This window comes from Methanosphaera sp., assembly GCF_016282985.1.
Lineage (GTDB): Archaea > Methanobacteriota > Methanobacteria > Methanobacteriales > Methanobacteriaceae > Methanosphaera.
The window spans coordinates 1-19443 of the sequence record NZ_JAEELZ010000043.1 but is presented as its reverse complement, the minus strand read 5'-3'; the positions used below and the strand labels follow the sequence as shown (position 1 = coordinate 19443).

Genomic DNA, 19443 nt, shown 5'->3' with positions numbered 1-19443 from the left:
TGATTTCAATTTTAAAAAAAAGTGAGGAGATTAGTTAGTAAACGTATTTACCTTCATTTTTATATACTTCATTTTCTTCAGAGACAATATTTCCTCTGTTAATAGTCATTACATTACAACCAATATATTCTCTATTTTCAAAAGGAGTGTATTTTGCTTGAGTAAACCAGTTATCTACATTAATTTTGCCTTCTTTTTTCATGTCTAAAACAGTGATGTCTGCATCATATCCTTCTTTAAGAAAACCTTTGTTAGGTATTTTAAATATTTTTGATGGATTATGGCTGGTTAATCTGACAACTTCTTTTAAAGTAATTTTATTTTTATTTACTTCTGTTAGAAGTAAAGGCAATGTTGCTTCTAAACCTGGAATTCCTGCTGCACTTGTCCATGTATTTTTTTGTTTTTCTTCTAAAGTGTGTGGTGCATGATCTGTTCCAATGGAATCAAATTCATTAAGTAAATCCAATGTGATGTTGTAATTTTTATCACGTAACGGTGGGTTGGTTTTAGCTTTAATTCCATAATTTTCATATGTTGTATTATCTAAGAATATGTGGTGTGGTGTTGCTTCAATAGTTATGTTGGCACTGGTTCTTGCTTCATGAATTAATTCTAATGTTTGTCTGGTACTGATGTGACATAGATGTATTTGTAAATCTAATTTTTTTGCAAATTCTATTGCACGATTAACTGCTATCAATTCTGCTAATGCACTTCTGGCATAACTGTATGTAATTGTCTTAGAATCATTATCTGGGTTACTGCTCAATGTTTTGATGTTATAATCCACTATGTTTTTATCTTCGCAATGTAAACATAAAGGTTTATCTGTTTTTGACACGTATTCGAACATCTGATATAATTCATCAATTTCATGAAGGTCCATGAATATTTTATATGCTGCAGGTTTTTCTTCCAGTATTTCTTTAACATCCTTTTTTGTTTTAACTCCGGCATGTAATGCAAAATCTACGCATGATTTTTTATTTGCAATTTCCTTTTTTTCTTTAAATGCTTCAAGAGTATTTGTTGTTGGAACAGTGTTGGGCATATCTATAATTGTTGTATACCCTCCATGAGCTGCAGCTTCACTTCCACTTTTCCAATCTTCTTTATGTGTTAAACCAGGATCTCTTAGGTGTACGTGGGGATCTATTAACCCTGGGATTACTGTTTTTTCTTTAAGATCTATAATATTGTCTGTAGTTTTATCTGAAGATAATAATTCTTTTTTCATCTCTTTAATTTTACCTTCTTCTATGATGATGTTCACTATTTCATTTTCAATAGTTTTACAATTTTTTAATATTAAATCACCCATTTTTTTCACCCTTTTATTTCTATTGGTTGTAGAAATCTTTACTTATTAATAATATATGTAACAAATTTTTATATATCTTTTAAAAATTTTTAAGTTGATTTTTATGCAAATGGATACTTTTGTTGAGTCTATAATTAAAGAAGACAAAAAACAGTTTCGTGAAGATAATGAATTGAATTCTTTGAAAATCATTAACACCACTAACCAAACGCCTGTTATAGCAGATTTTACGGAATATTCTCCTTTACATAATGGACATTTATTTTGTATGCAAGAAGCTAAACGTATGCATCCTGAAGCTTTATTTGTTGCTGTCATTCCCGGTTTGTTTGAACGTAATGGTAGAGGTTTGCCTTATATAATGACCAGACATAAAAGGGCTGAATTGGCAATTAAACTTGGTGCTGATATTGCTGTTGAAGGACCCCCTATGGGGATAATGGGTTCAGGACAATATTCTTTATGTTTATCTTTAATGTTTAAAACTTTAAATGCTGATTATATACCTAGAGGATATATTACTGATGACCCTAAATTTAAAATAATACTTGACTACATAAATAATGGTAAAGGGGTAGCACCAAAACCATATAAAATTATTTCTATGGAAGATAATAAGGTGCTTCTTGAAGGTAAATTAAACAATGATGATTATGTTATTGTTTCATTAGCCAAATCATTGACTAAAATTAATTTTAATTTTAAGAATAAATTTATTTTTGTTCCACGTCTGGAAAATGTAAGCGGTACAAAAATTCGAGAATTAGTTTCAAATGGGCAAGTAGATCAATTGGATGATATGTTACCTCAAGAAACTATTGATTTATTAAAAGAGGAGATGTCCTTAAACCATGCACCATTACATGAAACACGTGCTTACTCTTCTTTACTAAATAATGTTAATTCATTTTCAAAAGAAGAATTAATGAATTTAAATTTAATAGATTCCGATACTGTGGAGAATATTTTATCTAATCGGCCTTTTGATAATGTAGATGATTTATTGGAAAACATTACACAAGGTTTCAGCACTCATAGAAAACAAAGAATTTTGAGTGTATTAGAAGTAGGTATTTTTAAGGATGAAGTACATAAATATATAAATAATTATCCACAAAAAATCAGAATATTAGGATATAAAAATAAAGACGTTCTTAAAAAATTTGAACATAATTTAGAAAATAATTTAAAAGGAGATCATGGAAAAATATGGCAATAGATGATAAAGCTTTCATAAGATTAAACTATACAGGAAAAGTTAAAGAAACTGGGGATGTATTCGATACTACCTACGAAGATGTAGCAGAAGAAGCAGGTATTAAAAACCCAGAAAAAGATTACCACCCAATGATTTTAGCAGTTGGATCAAGTCAATTAATTCCTAAATTACACGAAGAAATCCAAAAATTAGATGTTGGGGACAAAAAATCTGTAGAAATCCCATGTGAAGATGCTTTTGGTAAAAGAGATCCTTCAAAAATACAATTAATTCCAATGAAAGAATTTAAAAAACAAAACATTAAACCATTTGTAGGTATGCCTTTAACTTTAGAAGGAAATCCTGGAATTGTAAGAACTGTAGATGGTGGAAGAGTAAGAGTAGACTTTAACCACGAATTAGCAGGAAAAGATATAGTTTATGATTTAGAAATTGTTGAAACTATTGACGATAACGAAGAAAAAATTAAAGGTTTAATTGAAGTATACTATGGAAATCCTAACTTAAACTTAGATGATGTTAAAATTGATTTCGAAGATGAAGTTGCAAAAATTAATTTAGGATTAATTGCAGGATTTGACCAAAGATCTGCACAAGAAGTAACTTTATCAAAATTCAGAGTTGCAAGAGAAGCTTATGAAAACATAGAAGGAATTGAAAAAGTACAATTCATCGATGAATTTGAAGACAACACTCCAGAAGAAGAAACAGAAGAAGAAATTCCTGAAGTTTTAAATGAAGAAGATGAATAAGTACAATAGGGTTTTTCCCTATATTTTTTTTATATAATTTCAGATGTCATTTCAATCATTTTTTCGCATTGAATTAAATCATCAATAGTATTCAATACTGTAGAAATATTTTCATTTTCTATAATGCAGATTAATTTTTCATTTTCAACATATGATTCAATAAAACCTTCATTATCAGGATATAATGATTGATAAGCTATTTTTGCATATTTATTATTTAGATAGTTAAAAGTTATTTTTGTTTTAATTTTCATTCTTAGACCCAAATATATTTTCTATAATAGAATTTTATTTGATAATGTAATTAAAGATTATTAATTTGATAAATAATAAAATTATGATAAAAAATTTTATTTTTATTAACAGAATTTATATATAATATCGTTAACAAATCATAAATTAATATATTCGATTGCATGTTTAACACGTGAATTGATTTTAAAATTGAAATACTATTTATTGTATTATTAATAAGTTTTTTAAAAGATAAAAAAACTATAATTTACGGAGGAGAATAATAATGGTAAGACCATACACAAGAAAAGATTATATTAGAAAAATACCAGCATCAAAAATTGTACAATATGATATGGGTAATTTATCAGAAGATTTCCCATTAGAAATATCATTAGCAGTTAAAGATCACACACATTTAACTCACAATTCATTAGAAGCAGCAAGGATTGCTTCAAACAGATATTTACAAAGACAATGTGGTAAATTAGGTTACAGATTAAAAATCAGAGTATACCCACATCACATCGTAAGAGAAAATCCTATGGCAACCGGAGCAGGTGCAGATAGGGTACAAAGTGGTATGAGAGGAGCATTTGGTAAAGCAGTTAGTTCTGAAGCTTTAGTACGTAAAAACCAAAGAGTAATTACAGCTTATGTTAATGTAAAAGACTTTGAAAGTGCAAAAGTAGCATTAAACAGAGCAGCAATGAAATTACCAGTATCCTGTAAATTAGTTGTTGATAAAGGTAACGACCTTGTTCAATTCTAATTTGATACTATAACTAAGATATCGAAGGATTTAATAATAGAATAAATAGTGGAATTTATATAACCACATTTCAATCAATTTCCTTTAATTGGTTCTAATCCTTTAAAAGTTATATAAATAAAATCATATAATGGAATAAAAAATAAAGAAGAGTGTTATAAATGAACTATGTTGAATTTTTTAAACAACTTTCTAAGGATGATATACCTATAGCTGGTGGTAAAGGTGCAAACCTTGGTGAACTTACAAATGCAGGAATTCCTGTACCACCGGGATTTGTAATTACCGCAGGAACATACCAAAAATTTATTACAGAAACTGGTATTGTTGATCAAATCAACGATATGTTAGCAACATTAGACATAAACAACACACCAGAATTACAAAAAGTTGCTGAAGATATAAAACAATTAATTGTTACAACAGATATTCCTGATGATATTCAAACAGCAATTATTGAATCATACAATAAATTATGCATGGATGTTGAAAAAGAGGATGTTGTTGTTGCTATCAGATCATCAGCTACAGCAGAAGATTTACCTGATGCTTCATTTGCAGGTCAACAAGACACATATTTAAACATTAGTGGTATAGATGATGTATTAACTAATGTAAGAATGTGTTGGGCTTCTTTATTTGAAGCAAGAGCAATATTCTACCGTGCTGAAAATGATTTCGATCATTCAAAAGTATTGATTGCAGTAGTTGTACAACAAATGGTAAACTCTGAAAAAGCAGGAGTAATGTTTACTGTAGATCCTTCAACAGGTGAAGAAGAAATGCTTATTGAAGGAGCATGGGGATTAGGAGAAGGTGTAGTATCTGGTACAGTAACTCCGGATACATGTCGTTACGATAAAGCTAACGATGAAGTAAAATCTTACAGAATAAACACCAAGAAAACAATGTTCACAAAAGATCCTGAAACTGGTGCAACAGTACAAATAGAAGTTCCTGATGATTTAAAAGATAAAAGAGTTCTCACCGATTCTGATTTAGAACAACTAACTCAACTTGGTAGAAAAATACAAAAACATTACGGTGCTCCTATGGATACTGAATGGGGTATCGAAAATGATAAAGTATACATGCTTCAAGCAAGACCTATCACAACTCTTGACAACATCGATGTAGCTAAAAATGCAGAATCTTTAGACGACGATGAAGAAAGAGTAATTATTACAAGAGGTTTAGGTGCAAGTCCAGGTTTAGTATCCGGAACTGTAAAAATTATCAGAGAATTGGATGAACTTGATAAAATCTTAGATGGAGATATTCTTGTTACTACAATGACAACTCCTGATATGGTACCTGCAATGAAAAGGGCTAACGGTATAGTAACCGATGAAGGTGGAGTAACCTGTCACGCTGCTATTATTTCAAGAGAATTAGGAATTCCTTGTGTAGCAGGAACCGGTGAAGCAACAACAGTACTTGAAGAAAATTCCAAAATTACAATTGATGGTAAAAAAGGATTAGTATATGAAGGTGAATTCGGTGGAGACAAAGATGATGTTGAAGCTGATGAAACTCAAATAAATGTTGGAGCAGCTCCTATAGTAACAGTTACTGATGTAAAAGTAAATGTAAGTATGGCTGAAGCAGCTAAAAAAGCATATGCTACCGGTGCAGATGGTGTAGGTTTACTTAGAACCGAACACATGATGTTAGCAACAGGTATAGTTCCTTACAAATTCATTGATGAAGGAAGAGAAGACGAACTAGTTCAAGTATTAGTTGATAACATACTTAAAGTGGTAGATGTGTTCTATCCAAAAACAGTTTGGTACAGAACATTAGACGCTCCTACTGATGAATTTAAAACACTCGAAGGTGGAGAAAACGAACCTGATGAAGCAAACCCAATGCTTGGTTGGAGAGGAATAAAAAGAGAACTCGATCAGCCTGACATTTTAAAAGCTGAATTTAAAGCAATTAAAAAATTACACGAACAAGGTTATACTAACATTGGTGTAATGTTACCATTGTTACACAAACCATCAGAACTTCGTGAAGCAAAAGAAATTGCAAGATCAGTAGGTTTAATTCCACATGTAGATGTTGACTTTGGTATGATGGTAGAAACTCCTGCTTCCGCAATTATTATTGAAGATTTCTTAGCTGAAGGACTTGACTTTGTAAGTTTCGGAACAAATGATTTAACTCAATATACCTTAGCTTTGGATAGAAATAATGAATTAGTTGCTAAACATTATACTGAAGCACATCCGGCTGTAATGAAATTAATTATGAACGTAATTAAAAAATGTAACGAAGCTGGAGTAACTACAAGTATCTGTGGTCAAGCAGGTAGTAAACCGGAAATAGTAGAAAAATTAGTAGAATCAGGAATTAGCAGTATCTCTGCAAATACTGATGCAGTTCCTACTATCAGAAAGTTAGTTGCAAAAGTTGAGAAAAAAATCATGCTTGATGCAGCTAGAAAAGTTTTAAATGATGAATAGATTCAACACTCTTCACCCCCTTATTTTTTATAACTTTTTAAAAATATTTTAACTTTGTTTTACATATATTTTAACAACGATTATTTCATTAATATTTTTAATCAAATAATCTTTTTAAGAAAATTATTTTTATTTTATTTTTTAGAAGTAATTTTAATTATTGATAATTATTTTCGAATAGGTAATATGATGTTAGATAATAGAATGACTAAAGAAGATATTTTTGAAAATTTAAAAAAATTTCAAGATATGGACATGTCCTATGAATCAGGTAGAATCCTAAGTTCGATGTGTACTAAACCTGATCCGATTGCTATGGAAGCATACAAAATGTTTATTGAAACAAATTTGGGAGATCCTGGTTTGTTTCCAGGAACTGCATTAATGGAATCAGAAGTAATCGAAATGTTGGGACAGTTATTACATTTAGAAAATCCATCCGGACATCTTGTTACTGGAGGAACTGAAGCCAATATTATGGCGATGACCGTTGCCAAATATTTGTTTCAGGAAAAACATGAAGGTATTCCTGAGATAATTTTACCCGTATCTGCACATTTTTCATTTAAAAAGATTATTTCAATGTTATCTTTAAAACCGAGGTATGTTCCACTGGATGAGAATTATAAAATGGACGTATCAAAAATAGAGGATTTAATTACCGAAAATACGATGGCTATTGTTGCTATAGCAGGTACTACTGAATTGGGATTAATTGATGACATAGAAAAAATTTCAGAAATAGCCTATTCAAATAATATTTACCTACATATTGATGCCGCATTCGGTGGTTTTATAATACCATTCTTAGAAAATAAGAATAATCTTAATTTAAACTTTGACTTCAAATGTAAAGGTGTATCTTCTATGACGATAGATCCTCATAAAATGGGGCTTGCACCAGTTCCTGCAGGAGGTATACTGTTTAGACATTCGGAACATCTTGATAAATTAGCCGTTAAAACTCCATATTTAACAAGAAATAAACAAACTACTATTGTCGGAACTCGTTCAGGGGCGGCAACTGCAGCTACATGGACTTTATTGAAATATTATGGTAGAGAAGGATATCAAAAAATAGTCAAAGATGCTATTACGTTAACACAATACACTTATGACAAATTAAAGGATATGGACCATATTAATTTAATATGTAAACCGGAATTAAACTTAATTTCATTCAATACGGATATAAAAAGTGTGGATGTTTTAAAACAAGAATTATATGAATGTGGGTGGAGAGTTTCTGTAGCACAACGTCCTCATGTAGTAAGATTGGTTTTAATGCCACATGTAAAAAAGGAACATATTGATATGTTCTTAAAAGATTTAAAAGAATTATTAAAAGAATAATGGGTTGATTATCCTCCATATATTACTTTAATAACTTCTATTTCATCATTATCATTTATAATTTCGTCTTCTGTAACTGTTTCACCGTTTTGTTTTATTACAACGGTTTCAATAGGAATTTCTTCTTTTTTTAATAATTCTTCAATAGTAATATTTTCTTCAAAATCTATTTCTTTAACATCGTCTTTGTTTATTAATTTTATACTCATAATTTCACCTATGCCAGTTTTTCATGAATTTTTTCTAGGAATTTACATGATTTGCAAATATCCTGTGATGATGGTTCACCACATTTGATGCATGTCTTGTTGGGTTTTCCGGTATGATTTTCCATATAATCTTTTTTAATGGCCGGTTTTATTTTTTCAAAACCGTTTAATGTTGAGTACATTATTGTAGGATGTTTCAAAGTTTCTTCTCGTAAAAAATCACCAATTTCCATTCTAAACGATTCATGGGCATATGGACATCCATCAAAATGAACCTCGAAACCACTTTCCAAAACATATAATCCAATTTCTTTTTCAGGAATCTCCCTTAGAGGTTTAATCTTTTGTGTAAATCTTTCATCTCGGGATTCCGTCTTGTATCCAATCCGAACCATGTTGTTAATATTTCCTTCCAAATAGTTCATTAAGATACTTTGTGCTTCGTCATCAAGATTATGTCCTGTAGCAAGTTTTGTAGCGTTTATTTCACGTGCTGTCTGATTAAATATTTGTCTTCTGAATACTCCACAATAGGTGCATGCATGTTGTGGATGTTCCTCCTGTGATTCTACTTCCATAATTTTATCTATTGTGAAAGAATATTTGTCTTCAAATGATATGATATGATGTTTGATGTTCAGTTCTTTTGCCACATCTTTTGCTATTCGAACACCTTCTTCCCGATAACCTGATATTCCTTCATCAATAGTGACGGCTTCCAGTTCTATAATATTTTTTTCTTTAAGAATATTCAGGATTTTTAATAAAGCCACACTGTCTTTACCACCAGATAAGCCAACTAAAACCTTATCTCCTTTAGTGATTAATTTTTGTTTTTTTATAGTTTTCAGTACTTTTTGTTCAATGGATTTTCTAAAACAAGTGCTACATAATCTTTGTCCGTTTTGTTTTCGGTGTATAACCACATGTTCATATCCACATTGAGTACAAACATTACTCGTCAAATTTATTTCTCCTACAAATAATTTCGTATATTAAAATATTGGGAAATCTTGAATATATTTTTTATCCAGTTTTAAAGCAATTTCTGCCTTTTCAAGTTCCATCCCTAAATATGCAGAATGTTCCATTCTACTGATTAAATCTCTTCTTAAAATTTCTTCATATATTGCCCTGGCAGTAGTTCCTTCAATCACACAGTTCAATTCATAATCCTTATAAAGGATTGCCTTAATAAGATTGTCTTCAACGACTATTTTAAAGCTTCCTTTTATATCCGGAACAAATTTTCCATCAGCCACCGCTTTGATGTGTGGGATGTTGCTTGTATCGATTTTTATATCATCTTTTTTGAACCGGTCCTTATAGTTTACAAGGGTTATGCCCAAATTTTTAGGTATCGTTTCTTTAATTTTGGAAATGAACATCATGTTGGATGCAGTTTTAAGTTCTTCAATGCTGTGTTTTGTTTTTAAACTGCTTTCTGGTGTAAATAGGATGTTTGCATTCGTTTCCATTGCAATACCACTTAACACTGCATGGACTCCATTACTGTCGGCATCCAATAATTCGGACACGTTTCCCACTCCGAAAAATAATGCCTGTGTAGGATTTCTTTCTCTAAACAGTTTACATGCACATATTGATTCTGTAAGCGATGGACTATTAATCGGATCAAGTAACGGATCTGCTATTGTTGTAATGTCTTTACATTTTTTGGTAAGTTTTTCCAGAGATTCCACTTTTTCAAGTGCTGTTTTTGGAATGTAATTTTTTTCATAATTTGTTGGGATAATTACGGCTTTGGCATCATATTCTTTAACATCATCTATAATATTTTTATAATTTCCATGGTCGATACTTAAAATTAAATCGGCACCGGCCCTTAATCCTTCCCTGATTTCAAGAGGATGCATTGTGTCAATACTTAATCCAATATCATAATTGTCTTTAATCAGTTTAATCATATGATAAGCTTTTTGGGGATTGTTTTCATTTGCATGCATTCCAATATCTACCATGTCTGCACCTGAGTTGATATAATACTCCACTTTAGAAAGTAATTCCTCATCACTTAGTTCGGGTGCGTTTGCAATTTCTCCCAATACACGCATAGGAAAATCAATACCTAATGGACAGTTATGAATTTTAAAATTTCCCTCTTTTTCCAATAGTTTTTCAGTATTTTCCTGGCTTTGATATTTATTGATAATATTAATTGCTTCCTGATATTGTTTATCTCTGATTAATATATCTGCAGGAGTGGTTGTGGATAATTCTATTTCATCAATTATGTCCAATGTGACTTTTAAATCAGCAGCATTGCTTGGTCCTTTATACGCATTTATATTAAGTTCTTTGCGAATTTCATCAGCATCCTGTCTCATTAATCCGGGTGTTAAAATTATATCTATATTGTTTACTGGTGTTGTGTTATCAGTATTTAATGAGTTTATTATTTGATTATCTTTAAGGTGATAAATAATTAATTTCGGTGTAATGAATGCAGCTATTGGCATAGGCAATACTTTTAAGTATATGTCATGTTTTTCGTATTTTGCTAAATTTTTGATAATCAGGTCTTTTGCTTGTAATCCTGTAATAATTAAAATTTTAATTTTTATCACCTCTTTTTGTTCTAATTTACTATATTTTCTTTAAAATTAATGTAATTTTATGATGGAATTAAAAATATTTATAACGATTTATCATACCCTATTTTCTTGAAATTCTATAAATTATACACTATTCTTAATTGATTTTATTAATATTTTCATTTAGTTTAGAAATTATTGAAAATTTTTTATTAATTTTTTAATAAAATATATTTTGATTTGAAATTGATTATTTAATTATAAAAAAATTAAACATATTTTAAATGTAACCGTAATTATAAATATAATAAAAAACATAATGATTTAACATGATTAATTATAGTGTGGATATTTGAAAAATTAAATGTTAATAAAACTTTAATTTAATATGTACTATTTTTATTCGCTAAAAAAACTATTATGAGATGATTTGGAGGAATTTCTCAATGATTGAAATAAGATTTCATGGAAGGGGAGGTCAAGGAGCTGTAACCGCTGCTGAGATTTTAGCAAAAGCAGTATTTGAAGAGGATAAATACACTCAGGCTTTCCCATCTTTTGGTGTTGAAAGAAGAGGAGCACCAGTAACAGCATTCACTAGGATTAGTGAAGAACCAATCAGAAGAAGATATCAAATTTACGAACCAAAATATGTGGTAGTATTAGATGAAACATTAGCTAACGTAGTTAATTTAACTTCTGGTTTACAAGATGATGGAGCAGTTTTAATAAACACTCCAAGAGAAACAATTCCTTCTCTTGAAGAACAGAATATTGAAACTTACACTGTAGATGCAACTCAAATAGCATTAGATAACATTGGAAGAAACATAGTAAACACAATTATGTTAGGTTACTTATCAGCAAAAACAGGAGTAGTATCTATTGATTCATTATTAACTACAATAAAATCAACTTTCAAAGGTCCAGTGGCAGAAACAAACATAAAAGCTACTGAATACATCTATGAACAAAATGTAGAATAATTAAGGAGAATGGTGAAATTATGAAATCAATAGGAGCCGCTGTAAGAGATCCTGGAAGTACTAGGAGAAATAAAACTGGTAGTTGGAGGACATTTAAACCAGTTGCAGATAAAGAAAAATGTATAGGATGTGGACTCTGTTATTTATACTGTCCTGATGGATGTATTTCATTAGAATATGATCCAGACTACGACTACTGTAAAGGTTGTGGAATTTGTGCAGAAGAATGTCCGGTAAAAGCAATTACAATGGAGCGAGAATAATGGTAGTAAAAGTTATATCATCAGCAGAAGCAATATCTGAAGCAGTTAAACTTGCAAGACCAAGTGTTATTCCAGTATATCCTATTACACCGCAAACAAAAATATCTGAAAAATTAGCAGATTATGTTGCAGATGGTGAATTAGATTCCCAATACATAAGAGTAGAATCTGAACACAGTGCAATGAGTGCAGCAATAGGAGCATCTGGTGCAGGAGTAAGAGTATTTACAGCAACCTCAAGTCAAGGGTTAGCATATATGCACGAACCGGTATTTGCAGCAGCTGGTATGAGATTACCAATTGTAATGGCAAATGCAAACCGTGCTTTATCAGCACCAATCAACATTTGGAACGATCAACAGGATTCAATATCTGAAAGAGATTCCGGATGGATACAATTATTCTGTGAAACAGGTCAAGAAGCATTTGACACAGTTTTACAAGCATACAAAATTGCAGAAAACCCTGAAATATGTGTTCCTGTAATGGTATGTGTAGATGGATTCATCTTAACACACACTGTTGACCCAGTAGAATTAATCAGCCAGGAAGAAGCAAATGAATTCTTACCACCATTTACACCAGTAAATGCATATTTAAGAACAGATGATCCTATGAGTTTAGGAACATTAGCAGACCCAGGACACTATCTTGAAATCAGATACGATTTGGAAAAAGCAGTTAACGCATCAAAAGAATTAATTGAAGAAGTAGGTAAAGAATACGGAGATAAATTTGGTCGTTACTATGGATTAATTGAAGAATATAAATCCGAAGATGCTGAAATAATTTTAATTGCAATGGGTTCTATCTGTGGAACAATTAAAGATGTAATTGATGAACAAAGAGAAGCAGGTAAGAAAGTAGGTTTAATCAGAATAAGATCATACAGACCATTCCCAAAAGAAGCACTTAAAGAAGCAGTTAAAGATGCTAGATTAGCTGTACTGGATAAAGATATTTCATTCTCTGTAGGTGGAGCATTGTTCTCAGATGTAAGGTCTTCAGTAAATAATGAATCATACGGTTTCGTAATAGGTTTAGGTGGACGTGACATAACACCAGACAATATTGAAGAAATTATTGCAAAAACAGAAAATCCTACTAATGATGTAGAATGGATCGGATTAAGGGAGTAGATTAAAATGAAAGGAGTCGACGAAAAAGAATACTTAGCACCAGGACACAGAGCTTGTGCAGGATGTGGTGCAACTATTGCTGCAAGATTAGCATTAAAAGCATTAGGTGAAAACACTATTGCAGTATCAGCAACAGGATGTCTTGAAGTAATCACCACACCTTATCCTGAAACTGCATGGGAAATTCCATGGATACACGTTGCATTTGAAAATGCATCTGCAGTAGCTAGTGGAGTAGAAGGAGCTTTAAAAGCACAAGGAATAGAAGACACAAATATTGTAGTATTTGGTGGAGACGGTGGTACAACCGATATCGGTATGCAATCATTATCTGGAGCTATGGAAAGAGGACAAAACATAATCTACATATGTTACGATAACGAAGCATACATGAACACAGGTATCCAAAGAAGTAGTTCAACTCCATTTGGAGCTAGTACAACCACTTCCCCTGCAGGAAAAGAAAGTTTCGGTGAAGATAAATTTAAGAAAAACATGGCAGCAATTATGGTAGCTCATGGCGTACCTTATGTAGCAACAGCATGTATTTCTCATCCACAGGATTTAATGGCAAAAGTTAAAAAAGCATCCGAAATTCCTGGTCCAGCATACATACACGTATTACAACCATGTGCAACAGGTTGGGGTTATTCTCCGGAAAAAACAGTTAAATTAGGTAAACTTGCAGTAGATACTCATATGTGGGTATTATACGAAGCAGTTAATGGTAAAATAGAAGTAACAGTTAAACCTAGTCAAAAATTACCTGTTGAAGAATACTTAAAAGTACAAAAAAGATTCAGACACTTAGATGAAGAACATATTGGAATAATCCAAAACTTTGTAGATGGTCAAAGTAAACAACTAGGATTATCCGAATAATTATAATCATGTAATTATTCCTCTTTTCATCTTTACTTTTTTTATTCACTATTTTTTATACAGAATTATTATCTCATTTTTTTACTCATTATTTAATATTTAGTTTTAACATATCTTATTTTAGAACAATTTTTTTAAGGACTGATATTATGATTACTCAACAACAAGTTGCAGAAGCAGTTTGTAATATATATAAACAAGCGGCTATCGTATTGCCGGAAGATATTGTAAAAGCATTAAATCAAGCTTATGAAAATGAAAAAAGTGAAATTGCTCGTTTGAATATTAAATCAATTTTAAAAAATCTTGAATTAGCACAAGAAAATAACGTTCCAATGTGTCAGGATACCGGTTTGCCTATTATTTTTGTAAAGTTAGGTAATGTTGAAGTTGAAAATTTAGAACAGGGAATTATTGATGGTGTTAAATTAGCTACTGAAAATGTTCCTTTAAGAACTAATGTTGTAGATCCATTAACCAGACAAAATACTGGAAACAACATTGGTAAAGGTATTCCTCAGATAAATGTGGAATTAACAAATGAACCTATATTGGAATTAACTGTTTTTCCTAAAGGTTTCGGTTCAGAAAATAATAATAAGTTAGCTATGCTTTTGCCTGGTGAAGGAATTGATGGAATTAAAAAATTCTTTAAAAAGACGATTATTTCTGCAGGAGGTAAACCTTGTCCTCCTACAGTTATTGGTGTTGGAATTGGTGGTTCATCGGATATGGTTATGAAATTAGCTAAAAAAGCGCTTCTTAGACCAATTGATGAAAAAAATCCAGACCAACGTTTGGCTGATTTGGAAGATGAACTGTTGTCAATTGCTAATGATACTGGTATAGGTCCTATGGGGCTTGGTGGAAATACTACTGTTTTGGGAGTAAATGTTGAACTGGCTGATACTCATACTGCCGGATTTCCAGTAGGTATATGTGTTCAATGTTGGGCAGCTAGACATGCAACATGTATATTGACTGATGAGTAATTGTATTCTTTTAACTAACCTCCCTTATTATTTATTTTTTAAATAATTAAAATCATACTTTGGATAATAAGACTTATTTTAATTAACATTATTTTTAATAATTCTTTATGTTGTTGAAGATTGATAATTTGTTTTGAAATCTTGAATTTTCATCGACAGTATTCATTATTCTTTTTTATAAAAAAAGGATTAATATTTTATAATTATAATATTGAAATATTTACATTAGTCTATTTTTTATAATATAATCATTTTTGAATCTATTAATCCATAATAATTTAATTCAAAAGTAATAGAATATTTATCAAATAACCATAACTATATATAAAGTATAAAACAATATAATTAACAAACATTAAGGAGGTACTGATAAATATGTCAGAATTACCAATCGCACCCATTAAAAGATTACTTAAAAATGCAGGAGCATCAAGAATTAGTGAAGATGCTGCAATAAAACTAGCAGATGTTTTAGAAGAAATTGGGGAAGATTTAGCACGTGATGCAACTAAACTTGCAAAACATGCAGGTCGTAAAACAGTTAAAGCTGAAGATATTGAATTAGCATCAAAATAATTCAAATAATATCTTCATTTTGTTTTTAATTTTTTAAAATAATTATTTTTTTAAACTTTTTTTATTATACTTATTTTTTATTCAAATATTGAAAATGATTACTATTTAAGTTAGACTGATTTTCAATATAAAATTGGGTAGTGGCTTCAGTAATTTCAATAGAAATATCACCAATACGTTCAAATGATTTTACCACTCTAAATAAAATTAAATAAAATGTAGAATTATTTTTATTAATATCATCCTTTGCCATCTGACTAGAAATTTTTTTAGTAGCTAATTTCTGAAGATTAGTTAACTCATCTTCGTAACGTTCCATTTTCTCCTTAATATTGGGATCTCTCTTAAGAAAACTTTTAACAGCCTTTCTAAACATGGTATTTGAAGTTTCATACATTTCTTCCAATATGTCAATTACCGGTTCCTTTACTTCCTTGTTTTCTTCAATTACAAATTTGGGAATATGGCAAATGTGGTCTCCTATTCTTTCCATATCATAAGCAATTTCATTAAACATTATTGTGTTGTTATATTCAAAATAAGGATCTAAAGCAATAACAGCATCTGTAGATGACTTGATTTTATTATACATATGATTTGTATTCAAATCTTCTTTCAAGGCTTTTTCAGCTAAATCAATGTCATTATTTTTCAATGCTTCAAACGACCAAGCAAATTGTTTGCTGATCTGTTCACCCATATCCTTGAGCATCTCTTTAATAAAGAATTCTCCTGAATATTCGGGAACGGAATACTCTGTTTCATACATTTCAGATATTTCATTGAATTTTTTTAAATCTACAACATATGCTTTTTTAATTACATCCTCATCTATCAAAGGTTTTAAAAGTTTTGTTACGTATCTGCGACTAATATTTAATTTATCGGCAATCTCATCCTGAGTTGATGGTGCCTCATATAAAATGATATCTAAAATTTCCTTGAGTGTATTATTTTTAATATTCTTTGGCATATTCTGTCACTTAAAAAATTTATTAGTCAAGTTATGTTATATTATAATTTTGTTTAATATTTAATCTTTTCAAAAATATTAATACTTATCATAATTAAACTTTTATTAAGGACAAATACTTATTATCAGAAAATTATCAGGTTAGACTATGTTCACAGAAAATTATATTAAAGAAGAAATGCCCGTAAACCTTTACAGAAAAATCATGATAGCAAGAAAAAAATTTAAGGATAAAGGTATAACAAAATCAGGTTACAATAAGTTTCAAAATTTTTCATACTATGAATTAAAAGACATAATCCCGGAAGCAATAGAAATTTGTTTAGAATTAGATTTGGCTACACGTTTTACCTATGAACAAAATCATTACGCATTAAAAGTATATGATTTGGAAAATAAGGAAGAAACAGAGTTCTGTATGCCTGGAAAAGAATATCCTAATGAAGGAAATATAAACAATCAATTACAAAATTTAGGTAAAATTCAGACATATATACGAAGATATTTGTATATGCAATTTTTAGACATTACGGAAAACGATGTTGTTGATGCTGAAAGTAAACCTAAAAAAAATCTTAAATATCCCGTCAGATAATTGGTGAAAATATGGCAGTAGAAGAAGTTTTTGCAGGAAAGTTAGTTGACAGGAAATCAAAATTTTTTGCTCACTTATACAAAATTGAAAATTTGGATTCTGATATAGAAGAAATTCAAAAGATACATAACAAAAAGTATAAAAAAGCAGCTCATCATTGTTATGCAGCACTGGTTAACAATCAAGAGGATTCCCGTAATGATGGTGAAGTAGGATCTCCTGGAAGGGTATTGTTGGAATTATTGCAGGAATATAAATTAGACGGATATATGATTATGATTTCACGTATTTTTGGAGGTATAAAATTAGGACAGGGTGGAGTTGCAAGAGCTTTTAGAAATACGGGCAGAGGTGTTATTGAATCATACATAAATAGTCAATAAAAAAGATAGTTAGGTAAATGTTTTAATTTACCTTTATTAATCACACCCCTCAAAACTTATGAACTTTTTTTTCATTACTTTCTTCATGAATAGTAAGAATTGTGTATAATATAGCTAAAATAATTCCAATGTTTATGAATTCTTTTAATGAGCTAATCATGGAAGTTAGCATCAAAGCATTATTACTTACGTCAGCATATCCAAACATCAATTCGATTAGTCCCACTATAATTAAAATGATTCCATTATGAGTGCTGAATTTTTTAGAAAGTATCGGATATATTCCCATGATTATTAAAGCATAACCAATGGTTCTCAATAGTTTCCAGTTTGTTATGCTTTCTAATGAATAAAATATATCATAAGGAATTAAGTGAATTGCTCCAAGGAAATGAATTAATTCTATAATCAAGATTATGACTAAAGGGAATATGAATAATATTTTTGCCGTAAGGAAAGAATCATCATCAGATTTATATGAATTATTTTCATATCTCTTAGGTCTCGGCATACTTGAATATGTGTCCGTTCTGTACTCATCAGGATATCTGGTTGTTCGTGGGATATTCTGATTTTCTTTTTCATATTCATTTATTTTATCTTTTATTGGTTCTTTGAAATAAGTTTTCAATGTTTCTGCAATAATTGAAGTTACCACAGCTCCAATAATAGTACCGCTTATTCCCATAAAACTAGTTAGTATTGCAACTACTCCTGATATGAAACCCAGTAATAGTATATCAGTAACTTGAGTTTTTGACAATTTCTTCATTTCTCCTATTTCTTTAATTGAATTTAATAATATATTCCTAATATATAATATAGTTGTTGTTATTTTTTTTATATTGATTAACCATTAAGTATAAATATAACCTAAATAAAATATAATATTGTTCTCTATTAGGGAGCAGTTAAATTATATTAATTTTGTATATGCAGGGGTGCCCGAGCTGGCCAAAGGGGGTGGACTTAAGATCCTCTGGCGTAGGCCTACGTGGGTTCGAATCCCATCTCCTGCACTTTAATTTAATCTAATTTTGTAATGCCTTAGTGGCTCAGGGGTAGAGCGACGCCTTGGTAAGGCGTAGGTCGAGGGTTCAATTCCCCCCTAAGGCTTAATTTCAATAACTATTTTGTATATGCAGGGGTGCCCGAGCTGGCCAAAGGGGGTGGACTTAAGATCCTCTGGCGTAGGCCTACGTGGGTTCGAATCCCATCTCCTGCACTTTTCAATAATTATGATTAACTATTTTTAAACATTTTTCAAAAATCAGTTATCTTATAATTTTTTTTAAACCTATTGTGCAATATTTTCTAATTAATTTGATTGAATTGGTTTGTTGTCAATAGTATGTGCTACAACACATAACGGTGATGACCTGAACAACTGAATTTATGTTCAATGTTATGATGGTTGCATTTCCAATTGTAGCAATAATGATTATGAATTATGAAAACTAAAAAAATTTGCAATATTGCAAGAAATTTTTAGTTTGATGTACGTTAAGCGAATGTATAACAATACATGATGTGGTAAAGTATATTTTTAAATATACCTGCCGATAAATAACTAGCTTATTTATTAATCCTTTATTTTGTTTACTTATACTTCTATAAGAACAGTGTGTTTTTTTTCCGCTTTGGGAATTGATTTACTGTGTGTAAATCCGTTTGATCCTGGCGGAAGCTACTGCTATTGGGATTCGATTAAGCCATGCAAGTCGAATGAATTTATATTCATGGCATACGGCTCAGTAACACGTGGATA

The 19443-nt window shown here is 30.4% G+C and carries 20 protein-coding genes, 3 tRNA genes and 1 rRNA gene; 17 read left to right on the top strand and 7 right to left on the bottom strand.

All coding sequences use genetic code 11. The annotated features are described in order from the left end of the window. Positions 1–34: 34 nt before the first annotated feature. Entirely contained in the window at positions 35–1324 is a 1290-nt protein-coding gene (locus tag QZZ11_RS02865; RefSeq protein WP_292473424.1) for a dihydroorotase family protein, read from the bottom strand. A 103-nt stretch (positions 1325–1427) separates the two neighbouring features. Here QZZ11_RS02865 and QZZ11_RS02860 point away from each other — a divergent pair, with 103 nt between their 5' ends. Continuing rightward, positions 1428–2543, top strand: a complete 1116-nt coding sequence (locus tag QZZ11_RS02860) for a nucleotidyltransferase family protein (protein ID WP_292473422.1) — start codon at positions 1428–1430, stop codon at positions 2541–2543. Further along, the gene (locus QZZ11_RS02855; RefSeq protein WP_292473420.1) at positions 2534–3295 is read left to right on the top strand and encodes a peptidylprolyl isomerase; all 762 of its coding nucleotides are present in this window, start codon (positions 2534–2536) and stop codon (positions 3293–3295) included. The genes QZZ11_RS02860 and QZZ11_RS02855 overlap by 10 nt, the downstream gene beginning before the upstream one ends. Before the next feature lie 29 nt (positions 3296–3324). Here QZZ11_RS02855 and QZZ11_RS02850 read toward each other — a convergent pair whose 3' ends face one another. After that, positions 3325–3549, bottom strand: a complete 225-nt coding sequence (locus QZZ11_RS02850) for a KEOPS complex subunit Pcc1 (protein ID WP_292473418.1) — start codon at positions 3547–3549, stop codon at positions 3325–3327. Positions 3550–3815: 266 nt separating this feature from the next. Here QZZ11_RS02850 and rplJ point away from each other — a divergent pair, with 266 nt between their 5' ends. The 3 genes from rplJ to mfnA all read left to right on the top strand — a co-directional run bounded on the left by rplJ (position 3816) and on the right by mfnA (position 8122). Next, entirely contained in the window at positions 3816–4301 is a 486-nt protein-coding gene (rplJ, locus tag QZZ11_RS02845; protein WP_292473416.1) for a 50S ribosomal protein L16, read from the top strand. A gap of 161 nt (positions 4302–4462) precedes the next feature. After that, complete coding sequence (ppsA, locus tag QZZ11_RS02840) at positions 4463–6769, top strand: phosphoenolpyruvate synthase (protein WP_292473414.1); 2307 nt, start codon at positions 4463–4465, stop codon at positions 6767–6769. A gap of 189 nt (positions 6770–6958) precedes the next feature. Next, positions 6959–8122: a tyrosine decarboxylase MfnA gene (gene mfnA, locus QZZ11_RS02835; RefSeq protein WP_292473426.1), complete on the top strand. Its 1164-nt coding sequence runs from the start codon at positions 6959–6961 to the stop codon at positions 8120–8122. Between the two features lie 8 nt (positions 8123–8130). Here the strand turns inward: mfnA and QZZ11_RS02830 are convergent, their stop codons facing one another. The 3 genes from QZZ11_RS02830 to QZZ11_RS02820 are packed head-to-tail and all read right to left on the bottom strand — an operon-like array spanning position 8131 to position 10919. Beyond that, complete coding sequence (locus tag QZZ11_RS02830) at positions 8131–8331, bottom strand: MoaD/ThiS family protein (RefSeq protein WP_292473412.1); 201 nt, start codon at positions 8329–8331, stop codon at positions 8131–8133. A gap of 8 nt (positions 8332–8339) precedes the next feature. Further along, on the bottom strand, positions 8340–9296 hold the full coding sequence (locus QZZ11_RS02825; RefSeq protein WP_292473410.1) for a TIGR00269 family protein: 957 nt from the start codon (positions 9294–9296) through the stop codon (positions 8340–8342). A gap of 30 nt (positions 9297–9326) precedes the next feature. Next, positions 9327–10919, bottom strand: a complete 1593-nt coding sequence (locus QZZ11_RS02820; RefSeq protein WP_292473408.1) for a dihydropteroate synthase-like protein — start codon at positions 10917–10919, stop codon at positions 9327–9329. A 413-nt stretch (positions 10920–11332) separates the two neighbouring features. On the opposite strand from QZZ11_RS02820, the gene QZZ11_RS02815 reads away from it, so the two are divergent. From QZZ11_RS02815 to QZZ11_RS02790, 6 genes are all read left to right on the top strand, one after another. Further along, positions 11333–11872 carry a pyruvate ferredoxin oxidoreductase subunit gamma gene (locus tag QZZ11_RS02815; RefSeq protein ID WP_292473406.1) on the top strand — a complete coding sequence of 180 codons (540 nt, stop codon included), beginning with the start codon at positions 11333–11335 and terminating at the stop codon, positions 11870–11872. Between the two features lie 20 nt (positions 11873–11892). Further along, a complete protein-coding gene (gene porD, locus QZZ11_RS02810) occupies positions 11893–12135 on the top strand; it encodes a pyruvate synthase subunit PorD (protein WP_292473404.1) in 243 nt (80 codons plus the stop codon). Beyond that, positions 12135–13274: a pyruvate synthase subunit PorA gene (gene porA, locus QZZ11_RS02805; RefSeq protein ID WP_292473401.1), complete on the top strand. Its 1140-nt coding sequence runs from the start codon at positions 12135–12137 to the stop codon at positions 13272–13274. The genes porD and porA overlap by 1 nt, the downstream gene beginning before the upstream one ends. 6 nt (positions 13275–13280) lie before the next feature. Next, positions 13281–14156: a pyruvate synthase subunit PorB gene (gene porB / locus QZZ11_RS02800; protein WP_292473399.1), complete on the top strand. Its 876-nt coding sequence runs from the start codon at positions 13281–13283 to the stop codon at positions 14154–14156. Positions 14157–14305: 149 nt separating this feature from the next. Further along, complete coding sequence (locus tag QZZ11_RS02795; RefSeq protein ID WP_292473397.1) at positions 14306–15148, top strand: fumarate hydratase; 843 nt, start codon at positions 14306–14308, stop codon at positions 15146–15148. A 375-nt stretch (positions 15149–15523) separates the two neighbouring features. Next, complete coding sequence (locus QZZ11_RS02790) at positions 15524–15724, top strand: histone family protein (protein WP_292473395.1); 201 nt, start codon at positions 15524–15526, stop codon at positions 15722–15724. A 70-nt stretch (positions 15725–15794) separates the two neighbouring features. Here QZZ11_RS02790 and QZZ11_RS02785 read toward each other — a convergent pair whose 3' ends face one another. Beyond that, positions 15795–16697, bottom strand: a complete 903-nt coding sequence (locus QZZ11_RS02785) for a PhoU domain-containing protein (protein WP_292473393.1) — start codon at positions 16695–16697, stop codon at positions 15795–15797. A gap of 148 nt (positions 16698–16845) precedes the next feature. On the opposite strand from QZZ11_RS02785, the gene QZZ11_RS02780 reads away from it, so the two are divergent. Together QZZ11_RS02780 and QZZ11_RS02775 are read left to right on the top strand one after the other, a co-directional pair. Continuing rightward, on the top strand, positions 16846–17292 hold the full coding sequence (locus tag QZZ11_RS02780) for an ERF family protein (protein ID WP_292473391.1): 447 nt from the start codon (positions 16846–16848) through the stop codon (positions 17290–17292). 11 nt (positions 17293–17303) lie between these two features. Next, positions 17304–17675 carry a YigZ family protein gene (locus QZZ11_RS02775; RefSeq protein WP_292473389.1) on the top strand — a complete coding sequence of 124 codons (372 nt, stop codon included), beginning with the start codon at positions 17304–17306 and terminating at the stop codon, positions 17673–17675. Between the two features lie 49 nt (positions 17676–17724). Here QZZ11_RS02775 and QZZ11_RS02770 read toward each other — a convergent pair whose 3' ends face one another. After that, a complete protein-coding gene (locus tag QZZ11_RS02770) occupies positions 17725–18447 on the bottom strand; it encodes a hypothetical protein (RefSeq protein ID WP_292473387.1) in 723 nt (240 codons plus the stop codon). A gap of 163 nt (positions 18448–18610) precedes the next feature. Here QZZ11_RS02770 and QZZ11_RS02765 point away from each other — a divergent pair. The 4 genes from QZZ11_RS02765 to QZZ11_RS02750 form a co-directional block, all read left to right on the top strand. After that, a tRNA-Leu gene (locus QZZ11_RS02765) sits at positions 18611–18694 on the top strand. 25 nt (positions 18695–18719) lie between these two features. Continuing rightward, positions 18720–18791: transfer RNA gene (locus QZZ11_RS02760), tRNA-Thr, on the top strand. Between the two features lie 25 nt (positions 18792–18816). Continuing rightward, a tRNA-Leu gene (locus QZZ11_RS02755) sits at positions 18817–18900 on the top strand. Between the two features lie 439 nt (positions 18901–19339). Then, a 16S ribosomal RNA gene (locus QZZ11_RS02750) occupies positions 19340–19443 on the top strand; the annotation flags it as partial.

Excerpts from the sequence above, each read along its gene's own strand:
- QZZ11_RS02830 (WP_292473412.1), bottom strand. The coding sequence starts at position 8,331 with ATGAGTATAAAATTAATAAACAAAGACGATGTTAAAGAAATAGATTTT.
- porD (WP_292473404.1), top strand. The coding sequence starts at position 11,893 with ATGAAATCAATAGGAGCCGCTGTAAGAGATCCTGGAAGTACTAGGAGA.
- QZZ11_RS02815 (WP_292473406.1), top strand. The coding sequence starts at position 11,333 with ATGATTGAAATAAGATTTCATGGAAGGGGAGGTCAAGGAGCTGTAACC.
- porA (WP_292473401.1), top strand. The coding sequence starts at position 12,135 with ATGGTAGTAAAAGTTATATCATCAGCAGAAGCAATATCTGAAGCAGTT.
- ppsA (WP_292473414.1), top strand. The coding sequence starts at position 4,463 with ATGAACTATGTTGAATTTTTTAAACAACTTTCTAAGGATGATATACCT.
- porB (WP_292473399.1), top strand. The coding sequence starts at position 13,281 with ATGAAAGGAGTCGACGAAAAAGAATACTTAGCACCAGGACACAGAGCT.
- QZZ11_RS02795 (WP_292473397.1), top strand. The coding sequence starts at position 14,306 with ATGATTACTCAACAACAAGTTGCAGAAGCAGTTTGTAATATATATAAA.
- mfnA (WP_292473426.1), top strand. The coding sequence starts at position 6,959 with ATGTTAGATAATAGAATGACTAAAGAAGATATTTTTGAAAATTTAAAA.
- QZZ11_RS02770 (WP_292473387.1), bottom strand. The coding sequence starts at position 18,447 with ATGAAGAAATTGTCAAAAACTCAAGTTACTGATATACTATTACTGGGT.
- QZZ11_RS02785 (WP_292473393.1), bottom strand. The coding sequence starts at position 16,697 with ATGCCAAAGAATATTAAAAATAATACACTCAAGGAAATTTTAGATATC.
- QZZ11_RS02790 (WP_292473395.1), top strand. The coding sequence starts at position 15,524 with ATGTCAGAATTACCAATCGCACCCATTAAAAGATTACTTAAAAATGCA.
- QZZ11_RS02780 (WP_292473391.1), top strand. The coding sequence starts at position 16,846 with ATGTTCACAGAAAATTATATTAAAGAAGAAATGCCCGTAAACCTTTAC.
- QZZ11_RS02775 (WP_292473389.1), top strand. The coding sequence starts at position 17,304 with ATGGCAGTAGAAGAAGTTTTTGCAGGAAAGTTAGTTGACAGGAAATCA.
- QZZ11_RS02855 (WP_292473420.1), top strand. The coding sequence starts at position 2,534 with ATGGCAATAGATGATAAAGCTTTCATAAGATTAAACTATACAGGAAAA.
- QZZ11_RS02865 (WP_292473424.1), bottom strand. The coding sequence starts at position 1,324 with ATGGGTGATTTAATATTAAAAAATTGTAAAACTATTGAAAATGAAATA.
- rplJ (WP_292473416.1), top strand. The coding sequence starts at position 3,816 with ATGGTAAGACCATACACAAGAAAAGATTATATTAGAAAAATACCAGCA.
- QZZ11_RS02860 (WP_292473422.1), top strand. The coding sequence starts at position 1,428 with ATGCAAATGGATACTTTTGTTGAGTCTATAATTAAAGAAGACAAAAAA.
- QZZ11_RS02850 (WP_292473418.1), bottom strand. The coding sequence starts at position 3,549 with ATGAAAATTAAAACAAAAATAACTTTTAACTATCTAAATAATAAATAT.